We start from the raw sequence: 12,842 nt of genomic DNA, 5'->3' as shown, positions 1-12,842 counted from the left end.
GTAATATTGCTCGGGTTCCGGCTAGCCAAGAGGCCTCGGCATCCGCCATGCTTAGTCATGACCTCAATGTTGAGCCAGTACCGGATCATCACGGTCTGCACCGGAAACATCTGCCGGTCCCCGATGGCCGAACTGATGCTGGCGGAGGCCGCGGCCGCTGCCGGGCTTACCGGCGTCGACGTCGATTCTGCCGGCATCACCTCCTACGAGGCGGGCCGCCCGATCGATCCCCGGGCCGCCCGCAAACTGGCAGCCCACAACATCCCTTCCGAGCTGCATGTCGCGCGCGAGTGGCGCAGCGAGTGGTTCCACTCGCGCGAGCTGATCCTGGCCCTTGATGTGGACCATTACGGCTGGCTGCGCCAGGCCGCGCCGGATCAGGCCTCGCTGGCGAAGATCCGAATGTTGCGCAGCTTCGACCCCGCGGTCGCCGACAGGGATCCGCTGGATCAAGGCATCGAAGACCCCTGGTTTGGCGGGCACACCGACTTCGACAACACCTGGGAGCTGATCCACGCCGCCGTCCCCGGCATCCTCAAGCACGTCCGCGCCGCCCAGCTGCAGGCCCGGGCAGGGCAGCCGAAGCAGCAAGAAGACCAGCCGCACCGGGACGACGCGGGGCACCGGGTACGCTCTAGTTCATGAGCCGCGCACCCGTCATCATCGCCATCGACGGGCGCTCCGGCGCAGGAAAGACCACCCTCGCGATCGAACTCGCGGCCCGGCTCCGGGAGCACCATAAGGTCTCGCTCTTCCACTTGGAGGACATCTACCCGGGCTGGAACGGCCTGGCCGCCGGCATCGAACGCTATGCCGCCACCGTGCTTGCCCCGCTGCGCCGCGGCGAACCGGCCCGTTGGGTCAGCTGGGACTGGGAACAGCACTACGACGGCGCGACCCGCCTCACCCAGCCGGCCGAAATCGTCCTGGTCGAGGGTGTGGGCGCTGCCGCCGCGGCCGCCATGCCGTTCCTCGACGCCGTCGTCTGGGCCGATTCCCCCGAGCAGGAGCGCCGCACCCGGGCCCTTGGCCGCGACGGCGCGAGCTATGAACCCTACTGGGAGCAATGGGCCGGGCAGGAAGACGAATGGCTGGCCGCCGACGATGTGCCCTCCCGCGCCGACGTGCGGGTGCTCAACCGCGCCGACGGTGCTGCGCCGAGCGAGGTGCTGCAGGCCCTCCAGTACCTCCCAGCCCTGGCCCCGGTGCTGCTTCCCGAGCTGTCGGCCCGCCGCGGACTCCAGCTGACCGCCGAGCGGATCGATGCCGCGCCGGACCCCGCCCGGCTCTTCGAAACGCTCTACGGCCGTTCGCCGAATGCGGTCTGGCTCGACTCCTCCCTGCCCCCGGACGGCCGGGACGGCGAGGACGGCCCGGACGGCCGGGCCTGGGCCCGGGAGGCCGCCGAACGCAGCCGCTTCAGCATCCTGGCGGACGACGGGGGCAGCTACGGCCAGTCGGTCCGGCACCGCTCCGGCCGGACCCGGGTGCGTGTCGGCAACGCCACCGTGCAGACCGAGGGAGGGTTCTTCCGCTGGCTCGACGGGGTCTGGGGGCGCCGGGCCCTGCGCGCTCCGGAGGGCTACCCGTGCGAGTTCACCCTCGGCTGGCTCGGCTACCTCGGTTATGAACTCAAGCGTGAGACGGGCGGCAGCGACGTCGAAGCCGACACCCCGGATGCCAGCCTGATCTTCGCCGGCCGCGCCGTGGTGCTGGACCACCGGGAACGCACGGTGTGGCTGCTCGCCCTCGACGCCCCGGACGCCGGCGATTGGTTGGCCGCGGCACGCGCGGCCATCGCGGCGGCGGCCACGGACCTGGAGCCTCCCGGCGGCACGCCCGGCGGCGCCGCCGGGAACACCCCGGCCGCGGAGTTCAGCGCCCGGGACACCGAAGCCGCGTACAAGGCCAAGATCGCCGCGGCACAGCACGAAATTACCGAGGGCAACAGCTACGAGGTCTGCCTGACGACGGCGCTGACGGCCACCGCGGCCGCCGGGGAGCTCGATCCGTGGCAGGCATACCTGGCGCTGCGCCGTCGCAACCCGGCACCGTTCGCGAGCTACCTGCGCCTGGCCGGCCTCACCGTCGCCAGCACCTCCCCGGAGCGCTTCCTGCGGATCGCCGCCGACGGCGCGATGCGCGCCGAGCCGATCAAGGGCACCCGGCGCCGGGCTTCCGACGCCGCCCGCGACGAGTTGCTGCGCCGCGAGCTGGAAACTTCACCCAAGGACCGGGCCGAGAACATCATGATCGTGGACCTGCTCCGCAACGACCTGAGCCACTTCGCGGTGCCCGGTTCCGTATCGGTCAGCAGGCTGTGCGCGATCGAAAGCTACGCCACCGTCCACCAGATGGTCAGCACCATCGATGCGCGTCTCCGGCCGGGCATGCCGCGGGCCGAGGCCGTGGCGGCCTGCTTCCCGGCCGGCTCCATGACCGGTGCCCCCAAGGTCAGCACCATGGCCATCCTGGACCGGCTTGAGGCGGCACCGCGGGGCGTCTATTCCGGGGCGATCGGCTACTTCTCGCTCAGCGGGGCCACCGACCTCGCGGTGGCGATCCGGACCCTGGTGGTGGCTGCGGGCGCGGACCGGGGAACCACACTCAGCCTCGGCGTCGGCGGCGCTATCACCGCGGATTCCTCACCCCAGGAGGAGTACGAGGAGATCCGGACCAAGGCCTTCGGCGTGCTCTCGGCGCTCGGCGCGGAGTTCCCGGCGGGCTAGTCCACGCGTGAGCCGGCCTGGCTACTGCAGGGTCGACGTGAGCCGGGCGACGTTGTCCACGTATTTGACCCCCATGGGCCGCTTCATCCAGTCCTCGAGCGTCAACTCCCGCGATATGCCGCGGTACGTGTCCTCGACGGCGCTGATCCGCTGCACGATGTCCTCGCCCAGGAGCATCACCGAGACCTCGAGGTTCAGCGAGAAGGAGCGCATGTCCATGTTGCTCGAACCCAGCACGGCAACCTCGTTGTCGATCGTGAAGTGCTTGGCGTGCAGCACGAACGGGGCCTTGTAGAGGTAAATCCGCACCCCGGCCTCCAGCAGCGCCTCGTAGTAGGACTGCTGGGCGTGGTGGACCAGGAACTGGTCGCCCTTTTCCGAGACGAAGAGTTCGACGTCGACGCCGCGCTGCGCCGCCGTCGTCACCGCGTAGAGCAGCGAGTCGTCCGGGACGAAGTACGGGCTGCAAATGGAGATCGTGCGCTGCGCCGAGTAGATCAGCGTGTTGAACAGGCGCAGGTTGTTTTCGGTGATGAAGCCGGGACCGCTGGGCACCACCTGGGCGGTGATGTTGCCGGCGTGCAGTTCGGGCCGGTGGGCGAGCTGGTGCTCCAGGGATTCGTCGGTCTCACTGAGCCAGTCGGTGGCGAAGACCACGTTGAGGGTGGTGACGATCGGCCCGCGCAGGCAGGCCATCAGCTCGACCCATTCCCGGCCGATCTTGCGGTGCCGCGGGTTGTTGTAGGACGGTTCGATCAGGTTCTGCGACCCGGTGAAGGCGACCTCGCCGTCGATCACCATGATCTTGCGGTGGTTGCGCAGGTCCGGGCGGCGCCACTGGCCGTGCACGGGCCGCAGCGGCAGCATGGGCCGCCAGCGGATCTTGCTGGCCTTGAGCCGGGCGATGAGCTTGCTGTACCCCTTGATCCGCAGGGTGCCCAAGTGGTCGAACAGGAGGCGGACTTCGACGCCGCGCTCGGCGGCCTCTTCCATCGCCGTCAGCAGGTCATCCGTGATGTGGTCCGAGCTGAGGATGTAGAACTCGGCGTTGATAAAGGACTCGGCTTCGCGCACGGCCGCCGCCATCGCCTTGATCGAATCCGGGTAGCCGGGCAGGAGCTCCACGTGGTTGCCGTCCACCATGGGCAGGGAACCGAGCGTCTTGTTCAGCTCCGCTGCGGAGGACACCCATTCCGGGCCCTCGTACTTGCTTTCCACCATGGCCAGTTCCGACGTGCCGGCCCGCACCCGGGTGTTCACCGCGTCCTGCTGCGCCCGGCGCTTGCGGGAGAGCCGGAAGTTGCCGAAGAGCAGGAAGAGGACCACGCCCACGGCCGGAACGAAAAAGATGATCAGGAGCCAAGCCATGGCCGTGGTGGGGCGGCGGTTGCCCGGGATGATGCCGAGGGCAACGACCCGGATACCGAGGTCGATGACGGTCAGGATCAGGATCACCCAGGACGGAAGTGACCCCGCCAGCGAAAATGGCCACAGCACAGGCAAACCCCTCAAGCTCCAGACCCGCGGAACAGTTCCGGAACGGGCAACCCGCACAGCTTATCCCGACCCGGGCCGCACTAAGCTGAAGGCATGACTACCCCCGCCTCTGTTCCGGCCCGCGCGACAGTGCTGGTGTTCCTCGATCCCGCGTTTGAGAAGGGCCGCGTCGCCGACTCGTCCAAGCCGCAGCTGATGGCCACCGACCAGGGTGCCACCCGCGGCGACGGCGTTTTCGAGTCGCTGCTGGTGGTGGGGGGACGCCCGCGCAAGCTGCAGGCCCACCTGACCCGGCTGGCCGGCTCGGCGCGCGCGCTGGAGTTGGACATCCCGGCGGAGGACGCCTGGCGGCGCGCGATCGAGACCGCGGTCAGCGAATACCGCGGCCGGGCCGCCACGGCGGTCGGAGCCGCCGGCGACGGGGCCGGCGGAGCGGACGAGGTCGTGGTGAAGCTGCTCGCCAGCCGCGGCGTGGAGGGCGCGGCCACGCCGACGTGCTGGGTGCAGGCCTCGCCGCCGCCGGAAGCCGGCCGCCGGCAGCGCGAGACCGGCATCGACGTCATCCTGCTGGACCGCGGCTACGACAGCGAGGTGGGCGAACGCGCCCCGTGGCTGCTGCTGGGCGCCAAGACCCTGTCCTACGCGGTCAACATGGCGGCGCTCCGGTACGCCCACCACCAGGGCGCGGACGACGTCATCTTCACCTCCGCCGACGGCCGGGTCCTGGAGGGCCCGACGTCGACCGTGCTGCTGGCGCACCTGGAGACCAGCGACGACGGCGCGGGCGGCGTCCGCACCGTGCGCCGGCTGATCACCCCGCAGCTGGACAGCGGAATCCTCCCGGGCACCTCGCAGGGCGCCCTGTTCACCGCGGCCAAGGCCGCCGGGTGGGAGCTCGGCTACGGCCCGCTGGTACCTGCCGATCTGTACGACGCCGACGCCGTCTGGCTCATCTCAAGCATCCGGCTCCTCGCCCCGGTGAACCACATCGACGGCAAGGAGATCGGCACCCCCGAACTGCGGCGGCAGCTCACGGCCGAGCTCAACGAACTGTTCGCCACGATCGAGTAGGATCCGGCCGGTCCCGGGTGATGCTGCTCCGCCCCCGGAAAGGTGCCATGCCAGCGTCCGCGTGACTTAACATGACGACGCCGCCGGTGCCGCCGGCGTCGTAAGTGCTACGTTTTTGGGGAGTAATGAGACCCGGCGCCAAGCCCTGACTGGCCGGTCGGCAACCCTCCCTTTCGCGGCGGGGTGCCTCAGGTGAATACTCGGCATATCGACCATTCGAGCTGCAAGCGTGAAAGTAAGGAGATCCGTCGTGCCCGACGCATCCGCACCCGCTGTGCCCGCCACAGCCCCAGCCCAATCCCCCGCCGCACCCGGACCCGCCGAGGAAAGACTGGCGTACCGGCTGTTCACCGGGCCCGATGACCGCAGCTTCTGCGAGCGCGTTTCGGCCGCCCTGGCCGAGTGCTACGTCCTGCACGGCAGCCCCTCCGCCACCTTCAACGGCAGCACCGTGATCGTGGCCCAGGCCGTCGTGCTGCCGGCCGCGATCGCGAGCGCCGACGCCGCCGTCGCCAACGCGGTGGATGAGCTCGACGGCGCCGAGTTCACCGGCGAGGGCCACGCATGAGTTACGCCGGAGACCTGAGCCCGCAGGAAGCCTGGGCCAAGGTCGGGGCGGGCGCCATCCTGGTGGACGTCCGCACCGAGGCGGAATGGTCGCAGATCGGCGTCCCGGTCACCGGGGCCGGCACCGAAGACCGGCAGGATCCGCTGTTCGTCCAGTGGACCCTGGCCGGCGGAGCCCCCAACCCGCACTTCCTGGAGCAACTGCAGCGGCAACTCCAGCGGCAACTGCGGCAGCACGCGCCTGGCGCCACGGCGGCCGAGCTCATCTTCCTGTGCCGTTCCGGCGCCCGCTCGGTCGCCGCCGCGAACGCCGCCACGGCGGCCGGCTTCACCGCCTACAACGTCCTCGAGGGCTTCGAAGGCGAACCGGGCCCGACCGGCGCCCGGACCGTGAACGGCTGGAAGAACCACGGCCTGCCGACCAACCTGGAAAGCACTAAGTGAGCTTCAATCCCGATGCCCAGGGCTGGAGCCCGGACACCCAGGCCGTCCGCGGCGGACTCGACCGCACCGGGTTCCAGGAAACCACCGAACCGATCTTCCTGAACTCGGGCTTCGTCTACGAATCCGCCGCCGCGGCTGAGCGCGCCTTCACCGGCGAGGACGAACGGTTTGTCTATTCCCGCTACGGCAACCCCTCGGTGGCCACCTTCCAGGAACGCCTCCGGCTGTTGGAGGGAACCGAGGCGTGCTTTGCGACGGCGTCGGGCATGTCTGCGGTGTTCACCGCTCTCGGGGCATTGCTAGGGGCCGGCGACCGCGTGGTCGCCGCCCGCTCGCTCTTCGGATCCTGCTTCGTCATCCTCAATGAGATCCTGCCGCGCTGGGGCGTGGAGACAGTCTTCGTGGACGGCCCGGACCTCGAGCAGTGGCGGTCGGCGCTGGCCGTGCCGACGACGGCCGTGTTCTTCGAATCTCCCTCGAACCCCATGCAGGAAATTGTGGACATCGCCGCCGTGAGCGAACTGGCGCACGCCGCCGGTGCGACCGTGGTGGTGGACAACGTCTTCGCCACTCCCCTGCTGCAGCGGTGCGGGGAGCTGGGCGCGGACGTGGTCGTGTACTCCGGCACCAAGCACATCGATGGCCAGGGCCGGGTGCTCGGCGGCGCGATCCTGGGCACCCGGGAATTCATCGAGGGCCCGGTCAAGCAGCTCATGCGCCACACCGGCCCGGCATTGTCCGCCTTCAACGCCTGGGTGCTGAGCAAGGGACTGGAGACGATGGCCCTGCGGGTGAACCACTCGTCCGCCTCGGCGCTTCGGCTGGCCGAATGGCTGGAGGCCCAGCCCGCGGTCAGCTGGGTTAAGTACCCGCTGCTGCCGTCCCACCCGCAGTACGAGCTGGCCGCCAGGCAGATGAAAGCCGGCGGCACGGTGTTGACGCTGGAGCTTTCGCCCTCGCCCGGCCGCTCCGCCAAGGAAGCCGCGTTCGCGCTGCTGGACGCGTTGCGGATCATCGATATTTCCAACAACCTCGGTGATTCAAAGTCCCTGATCACGCATCCGGCCACCACCACGCACCGCGCCATGGGCCCGGAGGGGCGCGCGGCTATCGGGCTGAGCGACGGCGTCGTGCGGCTCTCGGTGGGGCTGGAAGACGTCGAGGACCTGATCCGCGACCTCGGGCAGGCGCTCAAGCAGGTCTAGCCCCGGCGCACCCGCGAAAGCACGGGGGCCGGTTCTGACATTCCCTCGGCGTCCGCACCGTGCATCGTGACCCGCACGGCATGGGCGACGACGGCGGCCAGGCCGGCGTCGTCGGAGGGGGTGTCCAGCCCCGGAGCGCAGAGCGCCTGGCGCTGCAACTGCGAGCCCGTGCCGTGCGCCAGGACGCGGTCCACGCCGCGGCGCACCAGGTCCAGCTCCCCTTGCTCCGCCAGGACGGGGGCCACGAAGTCGACCAGGGCGTGCGCCACCTCGCCGGCGGGAGCGGGACGGAAGCTGCCGAAGTCCAGCAGCTCGCCGCGCAGCCCGCAGTTGCTGGCCTGCCACGCGGCCATTTTTAGCAGGACCGTCGGCACCGGGGCCGGATCCACGCCGTCGCGCCACTCCCGGCTGGCGGACTCCACGAGGGCGCGCACCAGCACCGCGATCAGCGCCGCGTCCTCCGCCCGCAGGCAGACATCCGCGACCCGGACCTCCACAGTGGGGTGGTGGCGGGCCAGCCGGGCATCGAAGTAGATCATCCCTTCGTCGAACAGCACCCCGCTTTCCAGCAGCCTCGTGACCACCCGCCGGTAGACCGGAAGGCTCCCGAAGATCATGGAGGGCCCCGCCGCCGGCCAGCGGTTCCAGGCCTGGGTGCGGTAGCTTTCGAAGCCGGTCTCCGTCCCGTTCCAAAAGGGTGAGTTGGCGCTGAGCGCGATCAGCACCGCCAGTTTGTCCCGGATCCGGTCGAGGACGGCGACGCCCTCCTCGGGGGACTCGATGAAGGTATGGACGTGGAAGCCGCACGTCAGCTGCTCCTGCACCGTAAGGCCGAAGCGCTTCTGCATGGTGGCGTACCGCGGGTTGGGCGTCGTGTGGGTGGCAGCTGCCAGCGGCGATGTGGCCAGCGCTGCCACCCGGGCTCCGTGCATCCGGGCTACGCGGCCCGCGAAAGCCCGGGACTGCCTGATTTGCTGGAGCAGCGCGCCGTGGTCAAGGCAGGGCACGGTCTGGGTCTCGATCTGCTCCAGCTTGAGCTCGAAACTGAAGCCCGAGTCATCGTGGTTCGGATCCGCGGCAGACGCCGCGGCCGCTGCCGCGGTGGCGGGTTTCAGTCCGCGCAACAGTGCGTCGGCCAGTGCCAGCGGGACCCCGGTAACGGGATCCACGATCAGCAGTTCCTCCTCTACGCCAAAGGTGCGCATGCAACCATTGTGCGTCAGCACCCGCCCCGGCGCGCTACCCCAAAATCGCCGCTCAGACGATTCAGTCCTGGAAATACTCGATCTTGGCGCCGATGGTGTTAAGCCGCTCGGCCAGGTCCTCGTAGCCGCGTTCGATCACGTAAATGTTGCGCAGCTCTGACACGCCCCGCGCGGCGAGCATGGCCAGCAGCAGGCAGGCAGCCGGGCGCAGGGCCGGCGGGCAGCCGACTTCCGCGGCCCGCCACTTGGTGGGCCCGTTGACGTAGATCCGGTGCGGATCCAGCAGCTGGACCTGGGCGCCCAGCTTGTTCAGCTCGGTCAGGTAGATGGCCCGGTTCTCGTAGACCCAGTCATGGATCATCGTCTGGCCGTGGGCGTTGGCGGCGATGACGGCGAAGAACGGCAGGTTGTCGATGTTCAGGCCGGGGAACGGCATCGGGTGGATCTTGTCCGTTGGCGCCCGCAGCTCGGAGGGTTTGGTGGTGACGTCCACCAGCCGGGTGCGGCCGTTGCGGGCAAGATACTCCGCGGATACCTCCAGCCGCTGGCCCATCTGCTCGAGGGTCGCCAGTTCGATCTCCATGAACTCGATCGGGACGCGGCGGATCGTGACTTCGGAGTTGGTCACGATGCCGGCGGTGATCAGGCTCATCGCCTCGATCGGGTCCTCGGACGGGAAATACTCGATGTCGGCGTCGATCGACGGGCGGCCGACGATCTTCAGCGTCGTGGTTCCCACGCCGTCGATCTCCACGCCCAGCATCTGCAGGTAGAAGCAGAGGTCCTGGACCATGTAGTTTGGGCTGGCGTTGCGAATGATGGTGGTGCCGCGGCGGTGGGCGGCGGCCATGATGGCGTTTTCGGTCACGGTGTCGCCGCGCTCGCTCAGGACGAAGGAACGGTCGTGGCCGTCTGCGGGCGGTGCCTGCACGCTGTAGAAGCCGGACTTCGCCTCGACGCTGAGGCCGAACTGGCGCAGGGCCTGCATGTGCGGCTCCACGGTGCGGGTGCCAAGGTCGCAGCCACCGGCGTAGGGCAGCCGGTATTCGCTGGACTCATCGAGCAACGGGCCGAGGAGCATGATGACGCTGCGGGTGCGGCGGGCGGCCTCGACGTCCATCGAGTCGAGGTCCAGCACGGCCGGTCGGCGGATCTGCAGGTCGTTCGCGTCGAGCCAGGTGCACTCGACGCCGATGCTGGTCAGGACCTCCACGATCCGGTTGACCTCTTCGATCCGGGCCAGCCGCCGCAGGACGGTGGTGCCGCGGTTGATGAGACTCGCGCACAGCAGCGCGACGCCGGCGTTCTTGCTGCTGTTGACGTCCACGGCGCCGGAGAGCGTGCGGCCGCCCTCCACCCGCAGGTGGGTCATCTGCGGCCGGCCGACCTTGACGATGGCGCGGCCGAAAATGGATTCGAGCCGCTCAATCATTTTCAGGCTCAGGTTCTGCTTGCCCTGCTCCATCCGGGCGATGGCGCTCTGGCTGGTTCCCAGCTCGGCCGCGAGCTGTCCCTGGGTCCAGCCCTTCTCGCCGCGGGCGTCCCGGAGTACGGCGCCGACATATTCAGCAGTCTGTTGAGTCATATGCAATAAATATCACGGATGAGCTATTTTGACGGGCCAAATCCCCAGAACTGCAATAAAGCTCACAGAATATCCATCTCGTGCGATATGTAGCGGTTACTGCTGGCCGAGGAACACCATGTTCCACGTCCCGGCAGCGACGGCTGCGGCCACGGCGGCACCTGAGATCAGCAGGCCCCCGAGAACCACCCACGCGTCCAGCCGGCTGAACGTCGCCTTCCGCGCCCAGGTCCGCTGCGCGCCGCCAAAGCCCCGCGCTTCCATGGTCACCGCGAGCCGGGAGGCACGGCGGACGGCCTGGACCATCAGCCCGAAGCTCTGCCCCAGCGTGGCCTTGAGCCGCTGCGCCGGGTTTCCGTGTGAGCCGACACCGCGGGCTCGCCGGGCCATGCCGATGGTCTGCCATTCCTCGGCCATGAGCCCCACCAGCCGCATCGCGGCCAGGGTGCCCAGCACGAAGCGGTGCGGCAGCTTCGCCTGCTGCGCCAGGGCGTCGGCCAGGTCCGTCGGGTCCGTGCAGCTCATCAGCAGCACCGCCGGCAGCGCGATCGCGAGGCCGCGCAGCAGGAAGCCCAGCCCGAGCTGCAGCGAGCCCTCGCTGATGGACCACATGCCGACGTCGAGCAGTATCCTGCCGTGGTCCGGGGCCAGGATCGCGGTGCTCCAGCCGCCCACGGCGGCCGCGAGGATCAGCGGCCAGCCGCGCTGCCAGAGCAGGGCCAGAGTCAGGCCCGCCAGCGGGAACAGCAGCAGTTCGAAGCCGAGCGCCACGGACGCGGACACCCAGTCGATGGACAGCGCCAGCACGACCGTGATGAGCACGACGCCGGAGAACTTTGCCAGCGGGTTGGCGCGGGTCAGCAGTGCGTGGTTTCCGCGCAGGGTCAGGGTGTCCCTCATGGCGCCGCCACCCCCGGATTCGTCCTGCCGGGCAGTCCCGGCGCGCCCGGCTGCGGTGCGCCGAGCTTCAGCTCGGTGCCGCCGAGGACCTCGCTGAACTCCGCGTCGTGGGTCACCGAGACCACCGCGGTCCCGGCGTCGAGAAGCTCGGAGAGGAAGGAGGCCAGTTCCGCCCAGGTGTTGGCGTCCTGGCCGAAGGTGGGTTCGTCCAGCACCAGCACCTGCGGGTGGGCAGCCAGCACGGTGGCCACGGAGAGCCGCCGTTTCTCGCCGCCGGAGAGCGTGTAGGGGTTGGCGTCCACGAGCTCGCGGAGCCGGAGCCGTTCCAGCAGCTCCTCGACCCGTTCTTCGCCGCGGCCCAGCTGGCGGGGACCGAACATCAGTTCGTCCAGCACCCTGCCGGTGACGAACTGGTGCTCGGGTTCCTGGAACACCGTGCCGATCCTGGCGATCAACTGCTGGGCCCTCCATTTGTACGGATCGATGCCTGCGCCGGCGCTCAGCTCGGTGGTGGCGGACACCGCGCCGGAGACCGGGGAGAGCAGGCCTGCCAGGGTCAGGGCGAAGGTCGACTTCCCGGAACCGTTGGGGCCGGTGACGGTCAACGCCTGGCCGGACCGGACCCGGGCCGTGATGCCGGACTGCACCGGGACGGGTGTTACCGTGCTGAAGCCCCGCAGCAAACCGGTGCGGCGGGGCCGTTCGCGGGACACGGCCAGTTCCTCTGCGGCCAGCAGCAGCTGGCCGGCCCCGGCGTCCCCTTCCGGTCCTGTTCGGCCGCGGCGGGCCCGGGTGGCGGGCACATGGCCCGGCACCCAGACGCCGGCGGAGATGAGCATGTCCCGCGCCTGCTCCAGGACCAGGTCCGGGGGCCCGTCCAGCAGCACGGCGGAGTCCGTGGCGGATCCGGGCTGCAGCACGACGATCCGGTCCACAAGGTCTTTCCAGACAGCAACCCGGTGCTCCACCACCACCAGGGTGGCCCCGGTCTTGTCCAGGCACCGTCCCACGGCGTCGCGGACCTCCAGGACACCGGCCGGGTCAAGGTTGGCGGTGGGCTCATCGAGGAGCAGCAGCCCGGGCCGCATCGCGAGGATCCCGGCGAGCGCCAGCCGCTGCTTCTGGCCGCCGGAGAGCGACGACGTCGGGTGTTGCAGCGGCAGGCCGCCCAGCCCGACGTCGTCGAGCGCCTCCCCCACCCGCCGCCAAATGTCCACCGGGGGGACCGAGAGGTTTTCGGCCCCGAAGGCCACGTCGTCGCCGAGCCGCGACAGCACCACCTGGGTCTCCGGGTCCTGCTGCATCAGCCCGGCCCGCCCGCGCCGGGCCCTGGGCGGGGCTCCGTCGATCAGCAGGCTGCCGGTCTCATCGGAGTCCTCGGCATCAGCGGAAGCATCAGCGGAAGCAGCAGCGGACGCGGCTGCCGCAGTGCTGTCCCCCAGCACACCGGCCAGGGCGTGCAACAGCGTGGACTTGCCGGCGCCGGACGGGCCCAGCAACAGCACGCGCTCGCCCGGACGGATGTCCAGGTCCAGGCCGCTCACGGCGGGCCGGGCCCGGCCGGCGTGCCGCCAGCCCCAGCCGCGGGCGCTGACCGCGGCCGGGCGTACGTCGTCGACAGACCTCATGCGTGTGCGGG

At 69.8% G+C, this 12,842-nt stretch carries 11 protein-coding genes and 1 riboswitch; of the genes, 6 read left to right on the top strand and 5 right to left on the bottom strand.

What is annotated here, in order from left to right; all coding sequences use genetic code 11:
• Window positions 1-57 precede the first annotated feature (57 nt).
• Together AC1DBD_RS00240 and pabB are read left to right on the top strand one after the other, a co-directional pair.
• Entirely contained in the window at window positions 58-645 is a 588-nt protein-coding gene (locus AC1DBD_RS00240; protein WP_476981152.1) for a low molecular weight protein-tyrosine-phosphatase, read from the top strand.
• Window positions 642-2,729 carry an aminodeoxychorismate synthase component I gene (pabB, locus tag AC1DBD_RS00235; protein ID WP_476981151.1) on the top strand — a complete coding sequence of 696 codons (2,088 nt, stop codon included), beginning with the start codon at window positions 642-644 and terminating at the stop codon, window positions 2,727-2,729. Before AC1DBD_RS00240 ends, pabB begins: the two co-directional genes overlap by 4 nt.
• A gap of 21 nt (window positions 2,730-2,750) precedes the next feature.
• Here pabB and cls read toward each other — a convergent pair whose 3' ends face one another.
• Window positions 2,751-4,226 (bottom strand): cardiolipin synthase, encoded by a 1,476-nt coding sequence (gene cls / locus AC1DBD_RS00230; protein ID WP_441416587.1) that lies wholly within the window; start codon window positions 4,224-4,226, stop codon window positions 2,751-2,753.
• A gap of 93 nt (window positions 4,227-4,319) precedes the next feature.
• On the opposite strand from cls, the gene AC1DBD_RS00225 reads away from it, so the two are divergent.
• The 4 genes from AC1DBD_RS00225 (at window position 4,320) to AC1DBD_RS00210 (ending at window position 7,513) form a co-directional block, all read left to right on the top strand.
• Window positions 4,320-5,297, top strand: coding sequence for an aminodeoxychorismate lyase (locus AC1DBD_RS00225; protein WP_476891894.1), 978 nt, complete (start codon window positions 4,320-4,322; stop codon window positions 5,295-5,297).
• 121 nt (window positions 5,298-5,418) lie between these two features.
• Window positions 5,419-5,533, top strand: a riboswitch (SAM riboswitch).
• A gap of 14 nt (window positions 5,534-5,547) precedes the next feature.
• Window positions 5,548-5,865, top strand: coding sequence for a DUF1737 domain-containing protein (locus AC1DBD_RS00220; protein WP_476981150.1), 318 nt, complete (start codon window positions 5,548-5,550; stop codon window positions 5,863-5,865).
• Window positions 5,862-6,308 carry a rhodanese-like domain-containing protein gene (locus tag AC1DBD_RS00215; RefSeq protein ID WP_476891893.1) on the top strand — a complete coding sequence of 149 codons (447 nt, stop codon included), beginning with the start codon at window positions 5,862-5,864 and terminating at the stop codon, window positions 6,306-6,308. Before AC1DBD_RS00220 ends, AC1DBD_RS00215 begins: the two co-directional genes overlap by 4 nt.
• Complete coding sequence (locus AC1DBD_RS00210; RefSeq protein WP_476891892.1) at window positions 6,305-7,513, top strand: O-succinylhomoserine sulfhydrylase; 1,209 nt, start codon at window positions 6,305-6,307, stop codon at window positions 7,511-7,513. The genes AC1DBD_RS00215 and AC1DBD_RS00210 overlap by 4 nt, the downstream gene beginning before the upstream one ends.
• Here AC1DBD_RS00210 and AC1DBD_RS00205 read toward each other — a convergent pair.
• The 4 genes from AC1DBD_RS00205 to AC1DBD_RS00190 form a co-directional block, all read right to left on the bottom strand.
• The gene (locus tag AC1DBD_RS00205; protein WP_476981149.1) at window positions 7,510-8,718 is read right to left on the bottom strand and encodes a glutamate--cysteine ligase 2; all 1,209 of its coding nucleotides are present in this window, start codon (window positions 8,716-8,718) and stop codon (window positions 7,510-7,512) included. The two genes, AC1DBD_RS00210 and AC1DBD_RS00205, sit on opposite strands and share 4 nt — an antisense overlap.
• A gap of 61 nt (window positions 8,719-8,779) precedes the next feature.
• Window positions 8,780-10,303 carry a UDP-N-acetylglucosamine 1-carboxyvinyltransferase gene (locus AC1DBD_RS00200; RefSeq protein ID WP_441416581.1) on the bottom strand — a complete coding sequence of 508 codons (1,524 nt, stop codon included), beginning with the start codon at window positions 10,301-10,303 and terminating at the stop codon, window positions 8,780-8,782.
• A gap of 96 nt (window positions 10,304-10,399) precedes the next feature.
• On the bottom strand, window positions 10,400-11,203 hold the full coding sequence (locus AC1DBD_RS00195; protein WP_476981148.1) for an energy-coupling factor transporter transmembrane component T family protein: 804 nt from the start codon (window positions 11,201-11,203) through the stop codon (window positions 10,400-10,402).
• Complete coding sequence (locus tag AC1DBD_RS00190; RefSeq protein WP_476981147.1) at window positions 11,200-12,831, bottom strand: ABC transporter ATP-binding protein; 1,632 nt, start codon at window positions 12,829-12,831, stop codon at window positions 11,200-11,202. Before AC1DBD_RS00190 ends, AC1DBD_RS00195 begins: the two co-directional genes overlap by 4 nt.
• Window positions 12,832-12,842 lie beyond the last annotated feature (11 nt).

It is taken from the genome of Arthrobacter sp. 10T419 (assembly GCF_056394105.1).
Note: the sequence above shows the minus strand (reverse complement) of the source record. Positions and strands in the feature narration are given on the sequence as shown.

Excerpts from the sequence above, each read along its gene's own strand:
- AC1DBD_RS00190 (WP_476981147.1), bottom strand. The coding sequence starts at position 12,831 with ATGAGGTCTGTCGACGACGTACGCCCGGCCGCGGTCAGCGCCCGCGGC.
- pabB (WP_476981151.1), top strand. The coding sequence starts at position 642 with ATGAGCCGCGCACCCGTCATCATCGCCATCGACGGGCGCTCCGGCGCA.
- AC1DBD_RS00240 (WP_476981152.1), top strand. The coding sequence starts at position 58 with ATGACCTCAATGTTGAGCCAGTACCGGATCATCACGGTCTGCACCGGA.
- AC1DBD_RS00215 (WP_476891893.1), top strand. The coding sequence starts at position 5,862 with ATGAGTTACGCCGGAGACCTGAGCCCGCAGGAAGCCTGGGCCAAGGTC.
- AC1DBD_RS00225 (WP_476891894.1), top strand. The coding sequence starts at position 4,320 with ATGACTACCCCCGCCTCTGTTCCGGCCCGCGCGACAGTGCTGGTGTTC.
- AC1DBD_RS00205 (WP_476981149.1), bottom strand. The coding sequence starts at position 8,718 with ATGCGCACCTTTGGCGTAGAGGAGGAACTGCTGATCGTGGATCCCGTT.
- AC1DBD_RS00200 (WP_441416581.1), bottom strand. The coding sequence starts at position 10,303 with ATGACTCAACAGACTGCTGAATATGTCGGCGCCGTACTCCGGGACGCC.
- AC1DBD_RS00195 (WP_476981148.1), bottom strand. The coding sequence starts at position 11,203 with ATGAGGGACACCCTGACCCTGCGCGGAAACCACGCACTGCTGACCCGC.